Source organism: Acinetobacter sp. 243_ASPC, from assembly GCF_001054715.1.
Taxonomy (GTDB): domain Bacteria; phylum Pseudomonadota; class Gammaproteobacteria; order Pseudomonadales; family Moraxellaceae; genus Acinetobacter; species Acinetobacter soli.
Genome location: NZ_JVOR01000032.1, coordinates 13,526 through 35,114, shown reverse-complemented (window position 1 = coordinate 35,114; position 21,589 = coordinate 13,526). Strand labels below are relative to the sequence as shown.

The following is a 21,589-nucleotide window of genomic DNA, read 5'->3' as shown; positions in this document are numbered from 1 at the left end:
AGCTGGTTCTTTTAAAAAATGATTACTGTGCTGCTATGGCTTTTGCTCGCTGCAATTTTGTATCAAGTTCCGGATCCTTGATTTGTACATACGCATGGGCACGTACTTCACGCAACCAGCTATCCAGTTCACTATCAAACTGTCGCTCACCCAAGATCTGGCGTGCCATACGCTCTTGATATTCTTGAGTCATGTCTTTTTCACGAACGCCAGTGACTTCAAGAATATGCCATCCATATTGGGTCTGGAATGGCTGGCTAATTTGTCCGACTGGTGTATTTTTCATTTTCTCTTCGAACTGTGGCACCATACTGCCCGGCGTTACCCAGCCCAAACTTCCGCCATCACGTGCTGAGCCTGTATCAGAAGAGTAGGTTGCAGCGAGTGTGGTAAAGTCTTCACCCGACTTTAAACGATTATAAATGCTATCAATAGTTTGTTTGGCCATATCCGGACTGATGACTTCAGATGGCTGAATTAAAATATGGCGCGTCTGGTATTGGGTCACCATGGCTTTTTGATCGCTACTTTTTCGTTCGATCAATTTCAAAACATGAATGCCATCACGAACATTAATCAGCTCGGTAGTTTGACCTTGCTGAAGTGGACTAACACGCGCAGCTAATTCAGAAGGCAGGTCGGCAAGATCACGGTATCCCATGTCTGCACCTTCGACCTTAACGTCTTTGGTTGAGAATTTTTTACCAATCGCCGCAATGTCATTACTTTCATTCAAGGCTTGTTTTACATCTTGCGCAACTTTGGCAAGCTGCTGCGGATCTACTCCTTGTTGGGCAGAGATACGCGCATGAATAACATGAACCTGACTACCAAGCATTGCCTGACCTTGAGGTGACTTCAAAAAGTTTTCAACGTCTTGATCACTAATTTTGATACGTGACATGACTTGCTGCTGACGTAAGCGATTGATTGCCAAATCTTGACTGATACGAGCACGCAGTGCTGCATAAGTTCCCGGTGCTATACCATCGAGTTTCTGTTGAAAGGCAGGGAGTGATTTAATACCTGACTGACCAGCCACTTTGAGTACAGCATCATTGAGTGTGTTTTCATCAATCTTGATGTTGTAACGTTTCACCATTTCAAGTTGGGCTTCACGTAAAATCAACTGATCAAGCACTTGGCGCTGCAAGAAGTTTTGTGGTGGAAGCCCTTTTTTTTGTGCTTCAAGCTGGTGTGTTGCTTCAGTGACACCTTGATCTAAATCGCTTTTAAGAATGACGCTATTGTCCACAATTGCAACGACTTCGTCTGTTGGCGCTGCAAAACTTTGCATTGATGAAGAAACAACCAGAGCCAGCGCGGTTGTTTTAAATAACTGTTTCAAATACTTTGTCTTCATTAACGTTGTGTCCAAGATTGATTAATTTCTTTAAAGCCTAAAACGCGATTTTCCAATAAAGAAGCTAACTTGTTGTTTAAGCCGCCTAATCCTTTAAATGTGATTTCTGCCATCACCGCGCGCTTAACGTTGACGTTCGGATCTTTCGGATCGTCTAGATCGTTGTAGTAAGAACGGCCGTAAACAGAAACCGCATAACAACATGATTCATAATTTACGCCAAGCAGGTATTCACGTGCGACGTTGTTTCTGAAGTCATATTGAACATGGCCCATAATACGCCAGTTGTTCTTGATTGGTTGTACAAATGATGCAACAGCCGCATCGTACGCCACTTGACGATCTACAATTTCCTTGCGGTTAAAGTAACCAACGTTATAAAGATTTCCGTTGTCACCTGTGAAATAGGCTTGGAAATCGTGCTGAGAATTATTGCCATTAGACATCCATGCCGAGTTGGCACTTACTGTAAACTTGTTTGTCAGCTGGCTCGAGATACTGACAATCGGCCCTGATGTTTTAGACGTATCTTCAGTGTCAGTGCTGTTTGTTAGCGTCACACGGCGATCAGAGAAATAAAAACTTTGGCCAACACCTGCACGAATTCGTTCAAGGCCTTCGGTATCAAACAAGCTATAGCTAACGCCCAGAGAAAGGAAGTTGTTGTCTTCTAAACGGTCATGACCATAAAAACGATACGGGCTAAACAGCTGATCGTAGTTGATTGAAGCGGATGTGGTATCAAAGTTGGCATAGCCATTTTGATTTTCATACGGCGCGTATGCATAAAATGCACGTGGTGTAATGGTTTGAAGGTACTTACCATCACGCTGGAAAATCAAACCTGAATCGAGGGTAAACTGCGGTACGACTACCGACTTAGTTTCCGAGCTGGCATCTAGGTTTTGTGAGGCAATACTGTCTTTATCATAGAAAGTATTGATGCTTCGAACAGAAGCTTCTGGAATCACAAAGGCCCAAGGGGTGCGGTAGTTATAACGCACTGCAAACTGGTTATAAAAACGTGTACCGCTGCTTTCTTGTGCAGAGTTGTCATTAATCGATTTTTTGAAATACGCGGTGTCGTTATTATATTCATATTGCAAACCAAGCGGATTGCCCGTCACATAGTTGAGCAAGAACTGCGGCAAGCGTGCATAAGGCTTGTCTGCATCCAAAATGGTTTTATCTAAAGTTTGATAGTCTTCAACTTTTAACTGCGCAGTCAGGCCAGGAATTTGATTTTTATACTTTAGAGTGACCGCACGGCGTAGATTCAAATCGGTTTTAGAATCTGGATTGGTATCTAAGTCAGTGATGTAATCTTTATCAGAGGCGTAGTGATATTCTGCATCTGCCGTTAAATAATCGTTAATTTGCCATTTGTGCAAAAGGTTAAAATCTTTACGATCTTGATTATTGTATCGATCATCACTTGGTAAGTAGCCACCCCAGATTTTACCTTGACCATAATTCTCGGTGAGGTATCTAAATTCGCCTTGCATCATCATGCCACGATCTGAAATATATCGCGGAGTAACCGTTGCATCGTAATTTGGCGCAAGATTCAAATAAACCGGTACGGTGAGTTCAAGCCCACCATCGTTTGAGAAACCTAGGTTTGGGTTAAGAATCCCGGTGGTTCGGCGGTCATCAATCGGGAAATTAAAATACGGTACTGCCAAAACAGGGACATCTTTTACATATAACTTGGTGCCTTTGGTTACACCACGCCCGGTTTCCTGATTTAGTTCAATTTCTTTGGCTTGAATTTTCCAAGTTGGCTTTTGCTCGGGTGGGCAAGTGGTATAGGTGGCATTGTGCAGCACCAGTACATCCGGTGAGGTACGCTGAATCAGGTCTGCACGGCCATGCGCATGTTGCTGCTCAGAAATGTAATAGCTATTTTTTAAATCACCTTGCTGGGTTTTCAGGTTGTAATTAACCTGATCGCTTTTGGCCAGCAATCCAGCTTGTGCAAGCTGCACATTCCCTTGCGCGTTGGCATAGGTTTGGCTTTTATCGATCGTGACTTTATCGGCACGCACAGATCGGCCTTGCTGATCAATCAGGACATTGCCTTCAAGTTCTGAATCGCCATTCGGATTGTAATGTGCATAGTCTGCTGTGACTGTAGATGTGGCCTCTTTAGGGTCAACAGCTTGTGTGGTCGGACTGATCGGGGTAATCCAGGTGCCGCTACAAAAAGCGGAACTCAATGATTTGGTATCACGCACCTGAGCTTCTGGAGATGACTTTTCGACATAATACTGCTCAAAAAACTCTTGTCCCGGATAGGCTTTTTGAATGCTGTCCTTGAGTCTTTTATTGTCCACAGTCGAAGCTGTATCGTTGGCTTCAGCATAGCTTGATTGTATGGTGCTACCACACAAAAGTGTAAAAATAGCAGCTGCTAACGGATTAAATTTAAACTGATACTTCATTTGTGTCATTAACCAAGTATGCTAAAACGCAATTAATTATTGTCGCATCATAGAGAAAAAGTTTATAAGTGGCTACACTTAGAACTTCAAAATCTCAGCCCGTTTTAGATTTTATTGCAAATGAATACACAACGTGAACAATTGATACATATCTGGCTTACTTCGATTCTAAATTCAAGCGATTTTAGAATTCAATTTCTTGCCGGAGACGCAAGTTTTCGCCGTTATGCGCGAGTCGAATACAAAAATAATACCTATATGTTAATGGATGCGCCACCAGAAAAAGAAGATTGTGTGCCATTTGTTCAAATTGACGAGTTTTTTGATCGGCATGGTGTTCGTGTTCCGCATATTGTGGCCAAAGATCTAGCTCAAGGTTTTTTATTGCTTGAAGATTTTGGCGATGTGTTGCTTTCGACTTTACTTAATGAGCAGACAGTTGATGCCTACTATTTGCAGTCGTTTAAGCAGCTCATTCATTTGCAATCGATACCGTCTCAAGATCAATTTCCAGTATATAGCTACGAAAAACTGATGGCAGAAATGCATTTACTTACTGAGTGGATGCTACCTGCGCTAGAGATTCAACCTGATTCAGATGAGCAACAATTGATTCAGCAGACCTTTGATTCGCTCGCCAAAAATGCACTGGCTCAGCCACAAGTCATTGTGCACCGAGATTTTCACAGCCGTAACCTCATGAAACTGGGCAATGAAGAGACACTCGGTGTGATTGACTTTCAGGATGCAGTAATTGGTGCTGACACGTATGATTTGATCTCGATTACACGTGATGCTTACGTACAGTGGGACCCAAGCCGTGTTTACCAATGGTTTGAAACTTTTTATACGTTGTTGCCAACTCAAGTAAAAGTAGCGCGTAGTTTTGAAACCTTTAAGCGTGATGCTGACTGGATGGCCATTCAGCGACACATCAAAATTTTAGGGATTTTTGTGCGCTTATTCGTACGTGACGGTAAATCAGGATATTTGAAAGATCTTCCGCGAGTCATGTGGTATTTGCTGGAAGAAAGTCAGCCTTACCCAGAACTTGCCGAATTTAGACGTTATATGATGGAACAAGTTTTACCTAAGTTTGAAGAAACTTACGGCACCTTTGAGAGTGTTGCAGCATGAAGGCGATGATTTTGGCCGCCGGACTCGGCAATCGCATGCGTCCATTGACCTTGCACACGCCTAAACCGCTACTTCAAGTTGGCGGCAAACCGTTAATCGTATGGCATATTGAAAAGCTCAAAAAAGTCGGTATTACTGATATTGTCATCAATACGGCGTGGCTTGCAGATAAACTGGTCGAGGCGCTTGGAGATGGTACTGCTCTGGGGGTAAATATCCTCTGGTCGCATGAAGGTGAAGGGCTTGAAACGGCAGGTGGAATTATTCGAGCATTACCGCTTTTGGGGCAAGATCCCTTTTTGCTGGTTAATGGCGATGTCTGGACCACCATGGCGTTTAATGAACTTACTGAAATTGAACTGCATGATAATTTGGTGCATCTGGTTTTGGTCGATAATCCTGTGCAGCATCCAAGAGGTGACTTTATACTGGCCAAACAGCGCGCCTTTACCTTTGAGCAGGCAGTAGCGGGTGAGGCATTAACCTATAGTGGTTTGGCAGTAATATCGCCTCAACTGTTTGCGGGTTTAAGTGACGGCAAAAGACCTTTGGCACCTTTATTGCAAAAAGCCATGCTTGATGGACGCGCAAGCGCACAGAAAATGCAGGCAGATTGGGTTGATGTAGGTACCCCAGAGCGATTAAGCCTGTTAGATCAACAAATTAAGCAAGGTTTCTACAGTCAACTGTGTATTCACTAAGCGGTAGAGACTAGGCGTAGACCGAGAAATCGGTATACTTCCCCTAAATTTTTAAGATGTGAAGCGGATATGCATCCATTTTTCCAAGAGTTAAAACAGGGCAGTCAGTCCCTTGGGTTGAATCTAAGCGATGATGCTTTAGGATTGTTATTAAAGTATCAAGATGCCTTGGTATTATGGAACAAGGCATATAACCTGACCGCAATTCGAGATCCAAAAGAAATGCTGGTCAAGCACTTGCTTGATAGTTTAAGCATTTTAAAAGATTTACCAGCGGGGCGTCTTTTAGACGTTGGTACAGGCGGCGGAATGCCCGGCATGATTGTTGCCTTGTGTCAGCCTGAGCGTGATTGTGTATTGCTCGATTCGAACGGTAAAAAAATTCGTTTTCTCAAGCAATTTATTGCAGATTTAAAATTAAAAAATGTCATTGCAGTACAAACCCGCGTTGAAAACGAAGACTCGATCCAAGATTTGGGTAAATTTGATGTGGTGACCAGTCGTGCTTTTGCATCGCTGTCAGATTTTGTTGCGGCAGCACGTCCGTATATGCACGATTCAACCGTGATTGCAGCAATGAAAGGCTTGGTACCGACCGAAGAGGCCGAACAGTTAAAAACTGAATTTTCATGTCAAGTGATCGAACTGCGTGTTCCACGTTTGGACGAGCAGCGTCATTTGCTTTTATTGCAACAATTAAAAAATTAAGTTTGGGGTTCTCATGGCTCAGATTATTGCGATTGCAAACCAGAAGGGTGGCGTAGGTAAAACCACGACAGCTGTAAATCTGGCGGCCTCTTTAGCGGTATTGAAAAAACGGGTATTGCTGGTGGATATGGATTCACAGGGTAATGCCACAATGGGGTCGGGTGTTCAAAAAAATGACCTGTTGTATTCAGTAACCGATGTTTTACTGGGTGAAGTTCCGATTGAAACCGCTATTACCAAGGCTGAGGTCGGCTACAAAGTTTTAGGTTCTAACCGTGACTTGGCAGGCGTCGAATTGGCAATTGCAGAGCAGGATGGTCGCGAGTTTATTCTAAAAAAAGCGTTAGATACCGTTCGTGATAAGTTTGATTACATTGTGATCGACTGTGCACCAAGTTTGAGTCTCATTACAGTCAATGCGCTTGCTGCGGTCGATAGTGTGATCATTCCGATGCAGTGCGAATATTATGCGCTAGAAGGTCTGGCTGACTTAACCCAGACTATTGATCGTATTCAGCAGGCGCTCAATCCGAATTTGCAGATCACTGGTGTCTTGCGTACCATGTATGATGCTCGAAACGCATTGACGCGTGATGTATCGGCAGAGCTTGAGCAGTTCTTCGGTAAAAAGCTTTACGATACGGTTATTCCACGTAATGTTCGATTGGCCGAGGCGCCTGCACACGGCTTGCCGATTATTTACTTTGAAAAAAGTTCTAAAGGCGCAGTGGCGTATTTAAACTTGGCTGCCGAGATGTTGAAGAAAAGCAAAGTGAAAAAAGGAACCAGCGCATGACCACAAAAAAACGAGGTTTGGCAAAAGGTCGCGGACTCGATGCATTACTTGGTTCGATTCAAAAAGAAAAACTCCAGCTTGAAGCACAGGCAATTGATCATGGTCAGCTAAAACAAGTCGATGTTAATCTGTTAAAACGTGGTGAGTATCAACCACGCCGATTTATTCAAGAACAAGATTTAAAAGAGCTTGCAGCATCAATTGAAAAACATGGTGTGATGCAGCCGATCGTGATTCGTCCGATTCAAGATGATCAGTTCAGTTATGAAATTATTGCGGGTGAGCGTCGCTGGCGTGCAGCACAGTTGGCTGGATTAAAACAGGTTCCTGCAATTGTTCGTGATTTAAATGATCAGGTTGCCATTGCATTGGCTCTGATTGAAAATATCCAGCGTCAAGATCTCAATCCAATTGATCAAGCCTTGGCATTGCAACGCTTTCATGACGAATTTGGTCTGAGTCATCAAGAAATTGCCGAAACGGTAGGCAAGGCAAGAACAACAGTCAGCAATCTTCTGCGTTTACTCAGTCTCGATGATGTGATTAAAGACTTCATGCAAGAAGGGCAACTCGATATGGGTCATGCCCGTGCCATTCTGGCCTTGAAGGCAAAAGATCAAATTTCGATTGCAAAAGTCATCATTGATAAAAACCTGTCGGTTCGTCAAACCGAACAGTTGGTTCGCGAGTGGAATCAACCGAAACAGTCAAAGCCTAAAGAGGCAACACCACCAGATATTGAGCAATTAACCCAGCGTTTATCTGAGCGTTTTGGTGCTCAGGTTAAAATTGACCACAATAAACAAGGTAAAGGTAAGTTGGTGATTCAGTACCATTCACTTGATGAGCTAGATGGTATTCTCACCCTGTGTTTGCCAGATGCGTAATTATTTGGTTTAAATACGCGGACTGATTTGCTATAGCTTTTATGTATGAAATAAGGCGTCGATATGAACGGTATTGATGCCTTATTTTTATTGAAAATTCATACTTTTTTAAGCTTAAGACAACAACATCTGCCACCAAAACCATACGGTGCAAGTATTGAAGTATGTTAAACTCCAGCTCGCATCTAGTATGTTTATTTGTTCAAGGTGAATGTTGGTGGTTTACACTGCTGTTGTTGGCTCATTGAGATGAGTGAAGCAAGCTAAGGAACGCTAAGCACTACTTGATATTATGCTAGTGCCGAATTAGAGGTTGATTGAGTGAAGCAAGATTTTAAGGTTTATATACGTCTAATATCCTATTTAAAACCTTATTGGGGTATCGCTTTGTTGGTGCTGATTGGTTTTGGTTTAAATGCCGCAACCGAAGTATCAGTCGCAAAACTCTTAAAATATATTATTGATGCCATTCAACTCGGTAGTCGAGAAGACTTAGACTGGTTTCCTTTGCTAATTGTATTACTGGTCTTCTTCCGTGGTCTTGGCTTATTTATGGGTGGATACTACACTGCGGTGATTTCGCGTCGACTCATTTTTAGTATTCGACAAGAAGTTTATGCCAAACTTATGCGTCTGCCCTCGCAGTACTACCTCGACAATTCCTCTGGGCATATCTCTGCCAAGATCATGTACAACGTCGAGCAACTCACGGCAGCTTCCTCTGAATCATTAAAAATTATGGTGAAAGATGGTTTGGTGACCATGGGGTTATTGGGTTATCTGCTCTACACCAACTGGCGTCTTACGCTATGTATCTTTATTTTTATGCCGATTATTGGCTTTTTGGTGCGTAAAGCATCGAAGCGCATGCGTAAACTGTCTATACAGGTGCAAAACACCATGGGCGATGTGAACCATGTGGTTCAAGAAAGTATCGCGGGTCAGGCCGTGGTCAAAAGCTTTGCAGGTGAAGCTTCAGAACAAAAGCGTTTTTATACGTCATCTGAAGACAACTTAAAGCGCGGCTTGAAAATGGTGATCGTGCAAAATCTAAACAGTCCGCTGGTTCAGTTGGTCATGGCGATGGCGATGAGCTTGATTGTATGGTTGGCACTTCGTCCACAAATTTTAGGCGATACCTCTGCGGGTGAATTTGTGGCATATATTACCGCAGCGGGACTTTTGGCTAAGCCTGTAAAGAACTTGACCGATGTCAATGAAAAACTTCAGCGCGGTATTGCGGCGGCGTATTCGGTATTTGAAGTACTCGATTTGCCGACAGAAGAAAATAAAGGTGTATTAACGCCAAAACTTGAAGGCGGTGTACGCTTTGATCATGTGACACTTGAATATGCAGCCGGTGTAAAGGCCATTCAAGATTTTACATTGGATATTCAGGCAGGCCAAACGATTGCTTTGGTGGGTCGTTCGGGGGCAGGTAAAACCTCTTTGGTGAATTTGTTGGTTCGCTTTCAGGAAACCACTTCGGGTGGGCTATATCTTGATGGTATTCCAATTCGAGATATTGAGCTCTCGGTGTTGCGTCAGCAAGTGGCGATGGTGAATCAGCAGGTGGTGTTGTTCAACCGTTCAGTGCGTGAAAACATTGCCTATGGCCAGCTTGAAGGTGCGGCAGATGAAGATATCATCGCGGCAGCAAAAGCCGCCTATGCGCACGAATTTATTATGAATTTACCTCAAGGCTACGACACTGTACTCGGTGCTCAAGGCCTGAATCTTTCTGGCGGTCAGCGCCAGCGTATTGCCATTGCACGTGCAATTTTAAAAAATGCGCCAATCTTGATTTTGGATGAAGCAACCAGTGCGCTAGATAATGAATCCGAGCATTTCATTCAAAAAGCCTTCGATGAAGCGATGCAAAATCGAACCACACTGGTGATTGCGCATCGTCTGTCCACCATTGAAAATGCTGACATGATTGTGGTGATGGATAAAGGACAGATTGTTGAAAAAGGTACACATCAAGAGCTGTTAGATAAACAGGGCGCTTACTTCCAGTTGCATCAGCGTAATTTTGAGGAATAAAGATTCATGTCTCTGGCACAGATCATTCAAGATGCATGGAACCGTCAAGCCAAATGGTTGGTGTTGCTGCGTCCACTGTCTTGGTTGTATTGTGCCGGTTCAAAGCTAAATAAATCTTTATTCGATACAAAACTGAAATCGGTATATCGTGCGCCGCTACCTGTACTGGTGATTGGGAATATTACGGTAGGAGGAAGCGGCAAGACGCCATTACTGATTCGGTTGGTCAACTATTTGCAGCTCAAGGGCGTCCGCGTGGGTGTAATTAGTCGGGGTTATGGTGCTGAAGGCCCGTTTCCGGCGCTGGTTACTCAAACCTCGACACCCGAACAAGTGGGTGATGAACCTTGTTTAATTGTTCAGTCTACCCATGTGCCGATGGCTGTCGGCCCGAATCGTCAAGCATCAATCGAATTACTCATCAAACATCATCAGCTTGATCTCATTATTAGTGATGATGGATTACAGCATTGGGCGCTGGCACGTGATCTGGAGTGGATTGTACTGGATTTAAACCGCGGTTTGGGCAATGAAAAATTATTGCCCGAAGGATTTCTACGGGAGTCCAAACAGCGCTTGGTTGGCGCGACAGTAATCGAGCATGGTCATGCGTCTAAGTCGCCGTTGAATATGTTTTTACAGCCAAGTGAACCTTATTTAATGTCGCCTACCCATGATGTCTCTCTTTTTAATCCTCATGAGAGTTTTTATGCAGTGGTGGGGATTGGTTTTCCGCAGCGGTTTTATACCACTTTAGAATCGATGGGAATCCATGATTTTCAATGTCATGAGTTTCCAGACCATCACGACTACCAGCTGGCAGATCTTGAATTTGACGATCGGCACGCCATTATTACCACTGAAAAAGATGCTGTAAAATTACTGCCCTTGCTAAAACAGCACCCGGAATTTAGTCGAAAAATTTGGGTGGTTCCCGTCGAGGCAGTTTTATCCGACGCCTGCTACACTTTGCTCGAAGAGCAGCTTACAACACTTGGAATTCGCTTTTCTTAGGACATTCATATGAAACATATTGTCATCCCGGCTCGATTTTCCAGTACTCGTTTGCCTGGAAAGCCATTGCTTGAGATTCATGGGCGTCCGATGATCTTACGTGTGGTTGATCAGGCCAAAAAAGTAGAGGGTTTTGATGATCTATGCGTTGCAACCGATGATGAGCGAATTGCCGAAGTCTGTCGTGCAGAGCAAATCGAAGTGGTTATGACCAATCCTGCTCATCCTTCAGGAACAGATCGATTAAGTGAAGTAGCGCGTATTAAGGGCTGGGGCAAAGACGATATTATTGTCAATGTTCAAGGCGACGAGCCGCTTTTACCTGCAGCACTGGTGCAACAGGTCGCATCACTGTTGGTGGCTAAGCCAGATTGCTCGATGTCGACTTTATGTGAGTCGATTCATTCTTTAGATGAGTTCGCGCGTGACAGTATTGTCAAAGTGGTGATGAACAATGTGCAAGAAGCCCTGTATTTTAGTCGCGCCACAATACCGTACGACCGTGATGCAGCCCAGAAACAGGTTTCATCAAGTTTTGATCACGCTTACCGTCACTTGGGTTTGTATGCGTATCGCGTGAGCCTGTTACAAGAATATGTGAAATGGTCGCAAGGTGTGCTTGAGAAACTTGAGAGTTTGGAGCAGCTTCGTGTACTCGAAAATGGACATCGTATTGCTATTGCTGTTGCAGACAGCGCACTTCCACCGGGTGTGGATACACCTGAAGATCTGGCGCGTTTAAACGCATTGCCTGTTTCATATTTTGATTAAATGGAAATGATGGCGTGAAACAGCATCAAGCAAAGGTTTATCCTTGGCAAGCTACAGTGTGGAAATCGCTCACAGGACGTTTCCCTCAATTGGGTCATGGCCTGTTATTTTATGGAAAGTCGGGCAGTGGCAAACACGCTTTTGTATTGCATTTTTTAAGCTGGGTGCTGTGCACGCAAAAAAAAACAGAAGGTGCGTGCGGTGAATGCATCAGTTGTCAGTGGCTTAAATCGGATACTCATCCAAATTATGTGTATATCACTACCGATGACGACAATAAAAAACAGAATGCCAAGATCAAGATTGAAAAAATCCGTGATCTGCTGCCGTTTGTGCAGCAAACCGTCGATGGCTGGCGCGTTATTGTGATTGAGCCGGCAGAGGCTTTAAATATCGCGTCTGCAAATGCACTACTGAAAACGCTTGAAGAACCCGGCGAGAAAGTATTGATTATCTTGATTGCTGATCATTATCTGAAGCTTCCGGCAACCATTCGAAGTCGCCTTCAGCATTTTTCACTGGATCGAATGACCTTTGATCAGGCACAGGACTATTTAAGCGAACAACTACCAACGCTCGATCCAGCAGAAATTCAGCTTCTGTTAAATTTGAGCAATGACATGCCGCTCAAGGCGATAGAGCTTGCAGAAGCTGACTGGTTTAACAAGCGCCGTGATTTTGTATCTGACTGGATTAAACTGGTCAAACAGAAAAATATGCCTTTGATGATTGCATCGAAGTGGCAAAAAGAGCTAGCGGCGGCAGATTGGCTGATCATGTTTGAATACTTGTTGGGTGATTTAATTTGTGTCAAGCTAAATCAGGATCCTAAGAATATTGATTTGGACTTTAAGGAACTGTCTGGTGAGTATGCACTTGAACAACTCTTTGATCTATATGCGCAGATCCAGCATTCAAAACAATTGATCGGACAGAATGTTCAAACCAATCTTGTGATCGATCAATTGTTTATTCAGCTCATGAACGTCAATGGGAGTTGAACATGGAATCGAGAATTAGTGGCGGCCTGATTCATGTGCACATTCCGGATCGGGCAACCTTGCAAGCCAGTTACATGCATTTTGTACAAGGTGGCGGTTTGTTTATCCCTTCTAGAGAATCAGTCACGTTAGGTGAGGAGATATTTGTTCTTGCAACCTTGCCTGAACAAACACTGAAAATTCCACTTACAGGAAAAGTCATTTGGATTTCTCGTAAGCAAGCTGGAATCAAACCACAAGGGTTTGCCATACAGCTCTCTGGAGAGCGAGGTATATACTATAAAACTGAAGCCGAAAAAATTTTGGCAGGTAGTATGTCCTCAGATCGCTCAAATTTTACCATGTAGTTTTAGGAAAGAATTGTGTTTGTAGATACGCATTGTCATTTAACCATGCTCGACTTAACGCCATATGGTGGCGATTTGGATCAGGCACTAAACGAAGCGCGCGCGGCAGGTGTATCTAAATTTATGAGCATCTCTGTCGATCTTGATGACCATATCGCATTATCAGCGATTGCAGCGCGTCATGAAGATGTCGGGTATACGGTAGGGGTGCATCCGTGTGAAGATGTTGAAGTCATGGCACGAGCAACGACAGAGTATCTGGTCGAGTTGGCTCAACCCGAAAAAGTATGGGCACTTGGTGAAACAGGGCTTGACTATTATCACAGTGCGGAATTCGTCGATCAGCAAAAGGCCTGTTTTGCGCGACATTTGCAGGCATCCAAACAGGTCGGAAAGCCTGTGGTGGTGCATACACGTTCTGCCAAGACCGATACCATTGATATCATTCGTGCAGAGCAATCGACACACGGTATTTTGCATTGTTTTACCGAAGACTGGGAAACCGCTAAAGCTGCTTTGGACTGCGGTTATTATATTTCGTTCTCGGGAATTGTATCGTTTAAAAATGCGCAAGATTTACGCGATGTTGCCAAACAAGTGCCGCTTGATCGTCTGCTGATTGAAACCGATAGTCCATATCTTGCGCCAGTACCGTATCGCGGTAAATCAAATGAACCAAAATACGTGCCATATGTAGCCAAAGCGTTGAGTGATGTATATGATAAATCACTCGAGGAGATTGCATTGATTACACGTCAAAATTTTGAAAATCTCCTTGCAAACACATAACTTTAAAATGACATAGATAAGCGAGTGACAGCGTGAAGATGGATCGACAAGCTCAGTTCAGGGCAAGAGAAGCATTAATATTTGAAGTGGCAGAGCAACTTCTTCTCGACAATGGAGAAGCCGGTATGACACTTGATGCCTTGGCTGCTGAACTGGATCTCGCCAAAGGAACGCTGTACAAGCATTTTCAGAGTAAAGATGAATTGTATATGCTGCTTATTGTTCGTAATGAGCGCATGTTGCTAGAAATGGTACAGGACAAAGAAAAAACCTTTCCAGAGCATCTGGCATTCTTTATGTTGCATCATTTACATCATCCCGAACGTACAGTGTTATTTCATCAAATCGAAGAACGCTTATCGACCACTGGTCAGGGAATTTATCATCTGTTTCAAGAGTTGTATCAGGTGCGCAAACAGCGCTTGAGAATCATCATCAACATGACTGAAAAATATCTTGAAGAAATTCATAGTACCATGCCGGTGCGGGACTATTTGGCTGCAATTTGGTCGCTGACCCATGGCGCAGCGGCTATTTTAAATTCGAGCTTTTATCAGCGCTATTTAGGATCTCGCGATACTTTACGCGTGGCCTATATTGATCAGGCATTGGCGCTTCCAAAACATCTTCAAGAACCTCATTTTGTTTAGAGTATCCACATGAACAATAAACCACTGCGGCAGTCCGGTTTTACCTTGGTCGAGCTGATGGTGGTCATTGTAATTGTTGGAATTTTAGCGTCACTGATTGTGTTGAATATAAGTGGTGTAGATCAGCGTAAAGCCATGCAGGCGCGCGAGTTCTTTCTCTTGGATTTACAGCGTATTAATCGCGAAGCTACAGATCAGGGGCGAATTCTAGCGCTGGCAACACTTCCACAAACCGATGTACGCCCATTTGGCTACCAGATACTTGAATACATAGAACCGTCTGCTCAAACCGTCATTCAGGCCAATAACAAATGGCAAGTCTACAAAGACCTTCCGGTACGCTCATTGCCTGCCAATGTCAGCTTTCAAATTCAGCCTGTAGATTACGATTACCGTGCCGCATCGAATCAGGATCTGGTGGGGCAACAGGCGCCTCAGTTGGTCTGGTTAGGAAATGGCGAAGTTAAACCTGTTCGCATCCAGTTTTATTCTGCCCAGACACCAGTCGGTGCAGAAATTGAAGTAGATCACTTGGGTAAAATAAATGAAAACTAAAGGGTTTACATTATTAGAAGTGATGGTGGCGCTCGCGATTTTTGCAACCGCTGCGGTGGCCTTGACCAAGCTCGGTATGCAGTATACTCAGTCTACAGCCAATGCCGTATTAAGAACCAAAGCACAATTCGTGGCAATGAACGAAGCCGCCATGATGCAAATTAATCGTGAATGGATGCAAGGCACATCCTCAAAGCAAGTGACGTCTCAGGGTGAAACATGGCAAGTCGATAAAACTGCGCAGGCGACGATTAGCCCAAACGTACAGCGGATTGAAATTCAGATCAGCCGCTTTGATCCTCAGCAAAACAAAGTTGAAGCGGGAATTACGCATATGGTGTTTTTCAATTATCCGCCTAAAGAAAACGTCTCATGAAAAAAAGATCGGGATTTACGCTGGTTGAGCTCTTGGTGGCGATTGCGATTTTTGCGGTTCTTTCTGCATTGGGCTGGAAAATTTTTGACTATCTGATTAAGACCAAGGAACGCAACCAGCAACATGAGCTTCAGATTTTTGAGTTGCAAGATGCCTATCAAATTATACTTCGAGATTCACTTCAGCTCATCCCGATGACGGCGAATATCAACGGACAAATCCGGCCTGCACTCAGCCTGAGTGATACCAGTTTGCAATTTAGCAAGGCAGGAGTGAGTGATCCGCTCAAAGAGGGCCTCGCGCCATACGAACGTATTGAATATCGTTATGTACCCAGTGAAAAGATGGTATATCGGTTGAAATACCGTAGCCTGAATATCACCAACAACGAGCAGCCAGAATCGAGTGTACTGCTTAAAAATGTAGATCAATTTCGAATAACCGTGTTGAATCCGCAGATACTCAACCAGTGGCCTGAGGCGGGTGCAGATTTAAGTCAGCCTACCAGCATGCAGCGCCTGCCGCGAGGGCTTAAGATTGATGTACAGCGTTCAGATGTAAACTATGAATGGATTTTTCCGCTTTTAGATACTCAATTTATGAGTGTAAACGGATCATAGGCCAAAGGATAAACCGATGAAACGACAGCAAGGCGTTGCGTTAATCACGATTCTGGTAATGGTGGCTTTGGCAACGATTTTGGCAGCATCTATTGTAAAACATCAGAGCAATACGGCACAAAATACAGGATATCTAATCCGTCAAAACCAATCCCTGTTATATGCAAAAAGTGCCGAAGCATTTTTTTCCGAATTGTTGGTGCAAGATGCACAAAATGCGGCTGAAGCAGATCATCCAGCAGAAATCTGGGCTCAGCCCATGCCGCCGTTTCCGGTTGAAGATGGTTTTGTCTCTGGCGTATTAAAAGACGAATCGGGAAAATTTAATCTGAATAATCTGGTCGATGCGCAAGATAAAGTTGATGAAAATGCCAAAGCATGGTTTGAGCAGTTACTGGTACGTGTGGGATTGTCACCACAGTTAAGTGAAGCAGTGATTGACTGGCAAGATCGTAATGATGAAGTGTCGGGTTCTGCTGGCGCAGAAAGTAGCTATTATCAAGGTTTGAGCCGTCCTTATTTGGCAGCCAACACAAAATTTCATAGTGTGGATGAGCTGCGTATGGTTCGCGGATTTGAGGGTAAAAATTTTGATTTAATACGTCCTTATGTCACAGCATTACCTTCAAATGCACCGACCAAAGTCAATATCAATACGGCATCTACGCTACTCTTGACCAGCTTGGATACCAGTTTAAATCCGGCAGCCGTTCAAAACGCACTACAAGAAAAAATGTCCAATATGGGATACTTTAAAAGTGTAGATGAATTGTGGACGCTTGATGCCTTTAAGGGGGTCAGTGCGGAAAACCGGAACAAATTTAAAAATTTGCTCGATGTTCGCTCAGATTATTTCAGAGCTTACATTGAGGTGTTGTTAAGTGAACGTAAACGTCAGTTTACGAGCGATCTGGTACGTATCAATAAAAAAGTTTATGTGTATTCTCGTAGTTTAGCATCTGTGCCCAAAGCTGTTATGGACTAATTTTTAGTAGAGCAATCATGAATTTTGAGGTATTTGAAGAAGAAAAATACGTAATTGAGTTGAATTAAGACGTTTTGCTAATTGTCAGTAACGTTAAAAGAAATGTAATGCCTGACGAATTGATCTATAATGTACGATCTAGTTGTCGAAGTTTGATCGGACGCATGTTAATTCGTAAGTTATTCAAATTTGAAAATGCGCATATTGTGCGTAACTGTACCTCAGATCGTTGCAAACGTTCAATCCACGGTCACAGCTATAAAGTTGAATTGCTACTTAAAGCCAATAAACTCGATCATGGTCAGATGGTTTACGATTTTGGGTTGCTTAAAGGTGTGATTAAAGAGCTGTATGACAGTTTTGATCATGCGATCTGTTTCTGGCAAGACGACAGTCCTGAATATATTCAGGCGTGCAAACAGTTTAGTGCGCGTTGGGTATCATTGCCAGTGTCACCATCTGCGGAGCAATTTTCACGTATTTTCTTTTATCTAGCGCAACAGGTGCTTAACTCAACCATCACGCAAAATGGTGAAGGGGATGTCGAGGTATATTCTGTGATTGTGCATGAAACAGATACAGGATATGCGCAAAGCTTTATTGAAGATATTGAAAACCCGCAAATGGGACAACTTCATTTGCAAGATATTATTTTCTCAGAACAAGTGCAAACTGAATGGACAGATGCACTAATGTATGAGAAGTTAAAGCAAGGTAATCGATTTAAAAATCCACAGGTTGAGTTACAGGTTCAGGTTTAACTCAACCTATCACTCATCATTACATGGTATGAAATAAGCGTTTAGGATGAAAAAATGCAGTTGACTGAGCAACAACATGAAAAACTCAGTAAAGTTCAGTTGGATGAAAGTTGGAAGTATTCTTTAGCGGAATTTTTGTTAAGTTCACGCATGGATGACCTGCGTGAATTCTTGATGCAGCAAAAAAATCAAGACAAGATCATCTATCCGCCAAGTAAGCAAATCTTCAATGCGCTTAATACAACACCGTTGGCTGATGTCAAAGTGGTGATTTTAGGACAAGATCCCTATCACGGGCCCAACCAAGCCAATGGGCTAAGCTTCTCTGTGCAAAAAGGCATTACACTGCCACCCTCACTTCGAAATATTTTTCACGAGCTCAATACTGACTTAGGCATACCATTGTCCAAGCATGGTGATTTAACCAAGTGGGCAGATCAAGGTGTATTACTGCTGAACAGTGTTTTAACCGTTGAGGCAGGACAGCCGACTTCACATCAGGGCAAAGGTTGGGAGCAGTTTACCGATGCCGTGATTGATGTATTGAATGAGCAGTGTGAACATATTGTTTTTATTTTATGGGGTGCTTACGCACAACGTAAAGGTCAGCGTATTGATCGTGAAAAACATTTGGTATTAAAAGCAGCGCATCCATCTCCACTTGCTGCAAATCGTGGTGGATTTTTTGGATGTAAAGTATTCTCCAAAGCAAATAATTATCTGAAACAACATGGCATTGAGCCAATAGACTGGCAGCTGGACGCATGAGTAATTCTTCCGACGTAACACGTTATCATCCGGATTTAATTGTTGAAGAAGCAAGTAATGGTTGGCGTATTATCCGTCTTAACCGTCCGAAATCCCTACACGCACTTGATGAGTCGATTGTCACCGCGCTGTTGCAGGTGTTTGAAGAGTTTCATGAAGATGACGAAGTAAAAGCCATTTGGTTGGATTCCACTACGCCAAAAGCATTTTGTGCAGGTGGAGATGTACGCAAATTAAGACAACTGGTGATTAATCAGGAAGTCGACAGTGCAAATCGTTTCTTTGAAAAAGAATATGCGCTTGATTTGCTGCTACATAACTATGCCAAACCCATCATTGTTTGGGGTGAGGGTTATGTAATGGGTGGTGGTCTTGGTCTATTTATGGCTGCACCGTTCAGACTGGTGACCCCGTACTCACGCTTGGCAATGCCAGAAATCAATATCGGACTTTATCCTGATGTAGGAGCCAGTCGTTTTCTGGCCGACCGTGGGCCTGTAGGGTTGTTTACCGGATTAACGGGTTCCATCATGACCGCGGCAGGGGCTTATAGTATCGGCTGGGCGACCCACATTTGTGATGCGCAGCGTGACAATGTACTTAAAAAAGTACTGGATATCGACTGGACTCATTATCCAGCAGGAAATTTTAGAGCCATTGATGACACGTTAAATAGTTTGCATCGTCCTGTTGCAGCGGGTCCGCTACAAAATTCACTCGATGTGATTCATAGTGTATGTAAGGGTCAAAACTTCGAACAGGATTATCAGTCGATTGTCGGGTTAATCGATGCTCGAAGCGACTGGCTACGTCAGGCCAGTGAAAACTTGCAAAAAGGCTCTCCAAGCACTGCTGCAATCACTTGGTTGTTGTGGCAATGGGGCAGAAAAGTACATGCATGGGACGAAGTGTTTAAGCTTGAAGCGCAAATCTCAGACTGGAAAATTCGGCATCCTGACTTTGTAGAAGGAGTGCGTGCGCGTCTGGTCGATAAGGATTTGTCTCCTGCATGGAAAAATACCCAAGATTTAAGTTTGAAAGGGATTTTAGGTGACCATCCGCCAGTAACGGATATTGCAAGCTGGAATGAGCTATTGAAGCATTACGGCATTATGAATTAAGCAAAATGTCTGATCAAAAAAAAACAGATGAACAGTGGATGCGGCTTGCTTTCGAGCAAGCCGCTGTTGCTGGTGCATGTAACGAGGTGCCAGTGGGTGCCATTATTGTGAGCCAAAATAAGATCATTGGCTCAGGTTATAATGCGCCAATCAGCTTGCATGATCCTACTGCACATGCAGAAATCCGTGCCATCCGAATGGCATGCGAGTCAATTCAGAATTATCGACTCCCTGAAGATGCGACCCTTTATGTCACTTTAGAGCCATGCACAATGTGCGTGGGGGCTTTGGTACATGCGCGCATACATCGCGTCGTGTTTGCCACTACTGAGCCAAAAGCTGGTTCGCTTGTGAGTGCGCGTCAACTTTTAAACTTGGGCTATTTCAACCATAAATTCATTTATGAGTATGGGTGTTTGCAAGAAGAATGTTCGACTCAACTGAGTGACTTTTTTAAAAAGCGCCGTGAACAAAAGCGATTACTCCGATTGCAATATAGTGCGCAAAGCTCAGATTAAATTGACCTGAATGCACACATTTTCTGAAAATGATGACCTTGCGTAATTGCATTAAATTGAGTATGTTGATTTGACAATTCGAATTGTCAAAGGAAAGCATATGAACGCAATAACGGTAAAAAAAGAATTTAATGCGTCTATCGATCAGGTTTTTGATGTTTTGTCTAAACACTCTGCCTATAACAAGCTATTTGCTCCTATACAGGTTGTGCGTGTGAAAGACTCATCTGATCCAGCACGGCCAGATGGAGTTGGATCAATTCGAAGAATGGGGTTGGGTCCAGTTAAACCCATACAAGAAGAAATCACTTATTTAGAAGAAAATAAGCGTATTGAATATAAATTGATTCATAATCCATTAATTAAGCATCATATTGGGATTATCGAGTTTGAAGCACTCTCAGATACACGTACGCGAGTGATTTATACGATTGAATTAACAGCAAAAGTACCCTTTGTAAGTAAATTAATTCTTGCACAACTCAAGTCAGCCATTACACTAGGTTTTTCAAAATTAGCAAAATTGATAGGTTAGCCATAATTCAATGACAGCGCATATCATCACAATCGATGGTCCAAGTGGATCAGGTAAGGGAACGCTTGCGGCAAAGCTTGCATCACATTACGGATTTCATCTTCTAGACTCGGGCGCATTGTATCGTTTGCTGGGGCTGTCATTGCACAACAAACAGCTACTCGATCAGCTTTCAGATCAGCTAGATGAATGTGTGAAGATTGCACAGCATTTGGATATTCAATTTAATACTCAATCTGGTGGAATATCGATCGATCTGGAGGGGCAAGATGTCACCAAAACGATTCGAACAGAGCATGTGGGTGAATACGCATCGAAGGTGGCTGCTGTGCCAGAGCTTCGTCAAGCATTGTTTGATCGCCAGCGCGCATTTATTCAAGCACCTGGTTTGGTCGCCGATGGTCGTGATATGGCCACTGCGATTTTTCCGGAAGCACAAGCGAAAATTTACCTCACTGCATCGGCAGAATCTCGCGCAGAGCGCCGTGTAAAACAGTTGCAGGGTATGGGGCTTGATGTTAAAATAAACGACATTTTGGCCAATATACAGGCACGTGATAAGCGTGATATGGAACGAGAGGTTGCCCCTCTGCGTCCTGCACCCGATGCCTATATTATCGACAGTTCGGCGTTATCTATCGACGATGTTTTTCAGTTAATGATAGATTACATCGATCTTCGTCTGGCCTAAAACAA

Annotated in this window: 24 protein-coding genes; 22 read left to right on the top strand and 2 right to left on the bottom strand. The window is 43.4% G+C overall.

Going from position 1 to position 21,589, the window contains the following annotated elements:
* Nucleotides 1–22: 22 nt before the first annotated feature.
* Both ADA42_RS03130 and ADA42_RS03125 read right to left on the bottom strand, forming a co-directional pair.
* Nucleotides 23–1,363: a peptidylprolyl isomerase gene (locus ADA42_RS03130; RefSeq protein ID WP_004938760.1), complete on the bottom strand. Its 1,341-nt coding sequence runs from the start codon at nucleotides 1,361–1,363 to the stop codon at nucleotides 23–25.
* Entirely contained in the window at nucleotides 1,363–3,807 is a 2,445-nt protein-coding gene (locus ADA42_RS03125; protein ID WP_040053996.1) for an LPS-assembly protein LptD, read from the bottom strand. The genes ADA42_RS03130 and ADA42_RS03125 overlap by 1 nt, the downstream gene beginning before the upstream one ends.
* Nucleotides 3,808–3,927: 120 nt before the next feature.
* On the opposite strand from ADA42_RS03125, the gene ADA42_RS03120 reads away from it, so the two are divergent.
* The 22 genes from ADA42_RS03120 (at nucleotide 3,928) to cmk (ending at nucleotide 21,584) form a co-directional block, all read left to right on the top strand.
* Nucleotides 3,928–4,944: an aminoglycoside phosphotransferase family protein gene (locus ADA42_RS03120; RefSeq protein ID WP_048763547.1), complete on the top strand. Its 1,017-nt coding sequence runs from the start codon at nucleotides 3,928–3,930 to the stop codon at nucleotides 4,942–4,944.
* Nucleotides 4,941–5,645, top strand: coding sequence for an N-acetylmuramate alpha-1-phosphate uridylyltransferase MurU (murU, locus tag ADA42_RS03115; protein WP_048763546.1), 705 nt, complete (start codon nucleotides 4,941–4,943; stop codon nucleotides 5,643–5,645). The genes ADA42_RS03120 and murU overlap by 4 nt, the downstream gene beginning before the upstream one ends.
* Nucleotides 5,646–5,714: 69 nt before the next feature.
* Complete coding sequence (rsmG, locus tag ADA42_RS03110; protein WP_004938752.1) at nucleotides 5,715–6,353, top strand: 16S rRNA (guanine(527)-N(7))-methyltransferase RsmG; 639 nt, start codon at nucleotides 5,715–5,717, stop codon at nucleotides 6,351–6,353.
* A gap of 13 nt (nucleotides 6,354–6,366) precedes the next feature.
* Nucleotides 6,367–7,149, top strand: a complete 783-nt coding sequence (locus tag ADA42_RS03105) for a ParA family protein (protein WP_004948156.1) — start codon at nucleotides 6,367–6,369, stop codon at nucleotides 7,147–7,149.
* On the top strand, nucleotides 7,146–8,036 hold the full coding sequence (locus ADA42_RS03100) for a ParB/RepB/Spo0J family partition protein (RefSeq protein ID WP_048763544.1): 891 nt from the start codon (nucleotides 7,146–7,148) through the stop codon (nucleotides 8,034–8,036). The genes ADA42_RS03105 and ADA42_RS03100 overlap by 4 nt, the downstream gene beginning before the upstream one ends.
* Before the next feature lie 321 nt (nucleotides 8,037–8,357).
* The gene (msbA, locus tag ADA42_RS03095; protein ID WP_004938741.1) at nucleotides 8,358–10,082 is read left to right on the top strand and encodes a lipid A export permease/ATP-binding protein MsbA; all 1,725 of its coding nucleotides are present in this window, start codon (nucleotides 8,358–8,360) and stop codon (nucleotides 10,080–10,082) included.
* Between the two features lie 6 nt (nucleotides 10,083–10,088).
* Nucleotides 10,089–11,096: a tetraacyldisaccharide 4'-kinase gene (gene lpxK, locus ADA42_RS03090; RefSeq protein ID WP_004948153.1), complete on the top strand. Its 1,008-nt coding sequence runs from the start codon at nucleotides 10,089–10,091 to the stop codon at nucleotides 11,094–11,096.
* Nucleotides 11,097–11,105: 9 nt separating this feature from the next.
* Nucleotides 11,106–11,867, top strand: a complete 762-nt coding sequence (gene kdsB / locus ADA42_RS03085) for a 3-deoxy-manno-octulosonate cytidylyltransferase (RefSeq protein WP_004948149.1) — start codon at nucleotides 11,106–11,108, stop codon at nucleotides 11,865–11,867.
* A 14-nt stretch (nucleotides 11,868–11,881) separates the two neighbouring features.
* Nucleotides 11,882–12,868: a DNA polymerase III, delta' subunit gene (locus tag ADA42_RS03080; protein ID WP_004948147.1), complete on the top strand. Its 987-nt coding sequence runs from the start codon at nucleotides 11,882–11,884 to the stop codon at nucleotides 12,866–12,868.
* A gap of 2 nt (nucleotides 12,869–12,870) precedes the next feature.
* The gene (locus tag ADA42_RS03075) at nucleotides 12,871–13,215 is read left to right on the top strand and encodes a PilZ domain-containing protein (RefSeq protein ID WP_004948143.1); all 345 of its coding nucleotides are present in this window, start codon (nucleotides 12,871–12,873) and stop codon (nucleotides 13,213–13,215) included.
* A gap of 15 nt (nucleotides 13,216–13,230) precedes the next feature.
* Complete coding sequence (locus tag ADA42_RS03070) at nucleotides 13,231–14,004, top strand: TatD family hydrolase (protein WP_004948140.1); 774 nt, start codon at nucleotides 13,231–13,233, stop codon at nucleotides 14,002–14,004.
* A 38-nt stretch (nucleotides 14,005–14,042) separates the two neighbouring features.
* Entirely contained in the window at nucleotides 14,043–14,654 is a 612-nt protein-coding gene (locus tag ADA42_RS03065) for a TetR/AcrR family transcriptional regulator (RefSeq protein ID WP_004938726.1), read from the top strand.
* Between the two features lie 9 nt (nucleotides 14,655–14,663).
* Nucleotides 14,664–15,209, top strand: coding sequence for a prepilin-type N-terminal cleavage/methylation domain-containing protein (locus ADA42_RS03060; protein WP_048763541.1), 546 nt, complete (start codon nucleotides 14,664–14,666; stop codon nucleotides 15,207–15,209).
* Nucleotides 15,199–15,585 (top strand): type II secretion system minor pseudopilin GspI, encoded by a 387-nt coding sequence (gspI, locus tag ADA42_RS03055; RefSeq protein ID WP_004948134.1) that lies wholly within the window; start codon nucleotides 15,199–15,201, stop codon nucleotides 15,583–15,585. The genes ADA42_RS03060 and gspI overlap by 11 nt, the downstream gene beginning before the upstream one ends.
* Entirely contained in the window at nucleotides 15,582–16,205 is a 624-nt protein-coding gene (gene gspJ / locus ADA42_RS03050; RefSeq protein ID WP_004938718.1) for a type II secretion system minor pseudopilin GspJ, read from the top strand. Before gspI ends, gspJ begins: the two co-directional genes overlap by 4 nt.
* A 16-nt stretch (nucleotides 16,206–16,221) precedes the next feature.
* Nucleotides 16,222–17,190, top strand: a complete 969-nt coding sequence (gene gspK / locus ADA42_RS03045; protein ID WP_048763539.1) for a type II secretion system minor pseudopilin GspK — start codon at nucleotides 16,222–16,224, stop codon at nucleotides 17,188–17,190.
* A 164-nt stretch (nucleotides 17,191–17,354) separates the two neighbouring features.
* Entirely contained in the window at nucleotides 17,355–17,951 is a 597-nt protein-coding gene (locus ADA42_RS03040; RefSeq protein WP_025095495.1) for a 6-pyruvoyl trahydropterin synthase family protein, read from the top strand.
* Nucleotides 17,952–18,005: 54 nt separating this feature from the next.
* Entirely contained in the window at nucleotides 18,006–18,719 is a 714-nt protein-coding gene (gene ung, locus ADA42_RS03035) for a uracil-DNA glycosylase (protein ID WP_004938711.1), read from the top strand.
* A complete protein-coding gene (locus ADA42_RS03030; RefSeq protein ID WP_004948124.1) occupies nucleotides 18,716–19,840 on the top strand; it encodes an enoyl-CoA hydratase/isomerase family protein in 1,125 nt (374 codons plus the stop codon). Before ung ends, ADA42_RS03030 begins: the two co-directional genes overlap by 4 nt.
* A gap of 5 nt (nucleotides 19,841–19,845) precedes the next feature.
* Nucleotides 19,846–20,358: a tRNA adenosine(34) deaminase TadA gene (gene tadA, locus ADA42_RS03025; RefSeq protein WP_004948121.1), complete on the top strand. Its 513-nt coding sequence runs from the start codon at nucleotides 19,846–19,848 to the stop codon at nucleotides 20,356–20,358.
* Nucleotides 20,359–20,458: 100 nt separating this feature from the next.
* Entirely contained in the window at nucleotides 20,459–20,893 is a 435-nt protein-coding gene (locus ADA42_RS03020) for an SRPBCC family protein (RefSeq protein ID WP_004938706.1), read from the top strand.
* Nucleotides 20,894–20,903: 10 nt separating this feature from the next.
* The gene (gene cmk, locus ADA42_RS03015) at nucleotides 20,904–21,584 is read left to right on the top strand and encodes a (d)CMP kinase (protein WP_004948118.1); all 681 of its coding nucleotides are present in this window, start codon (nucleotides 20,904–20,906) and stop codon (nucleotides 21,582–21,584) included.
* Nucleotides 21,585–21,589: the final 5 nt, after the last annotated feature.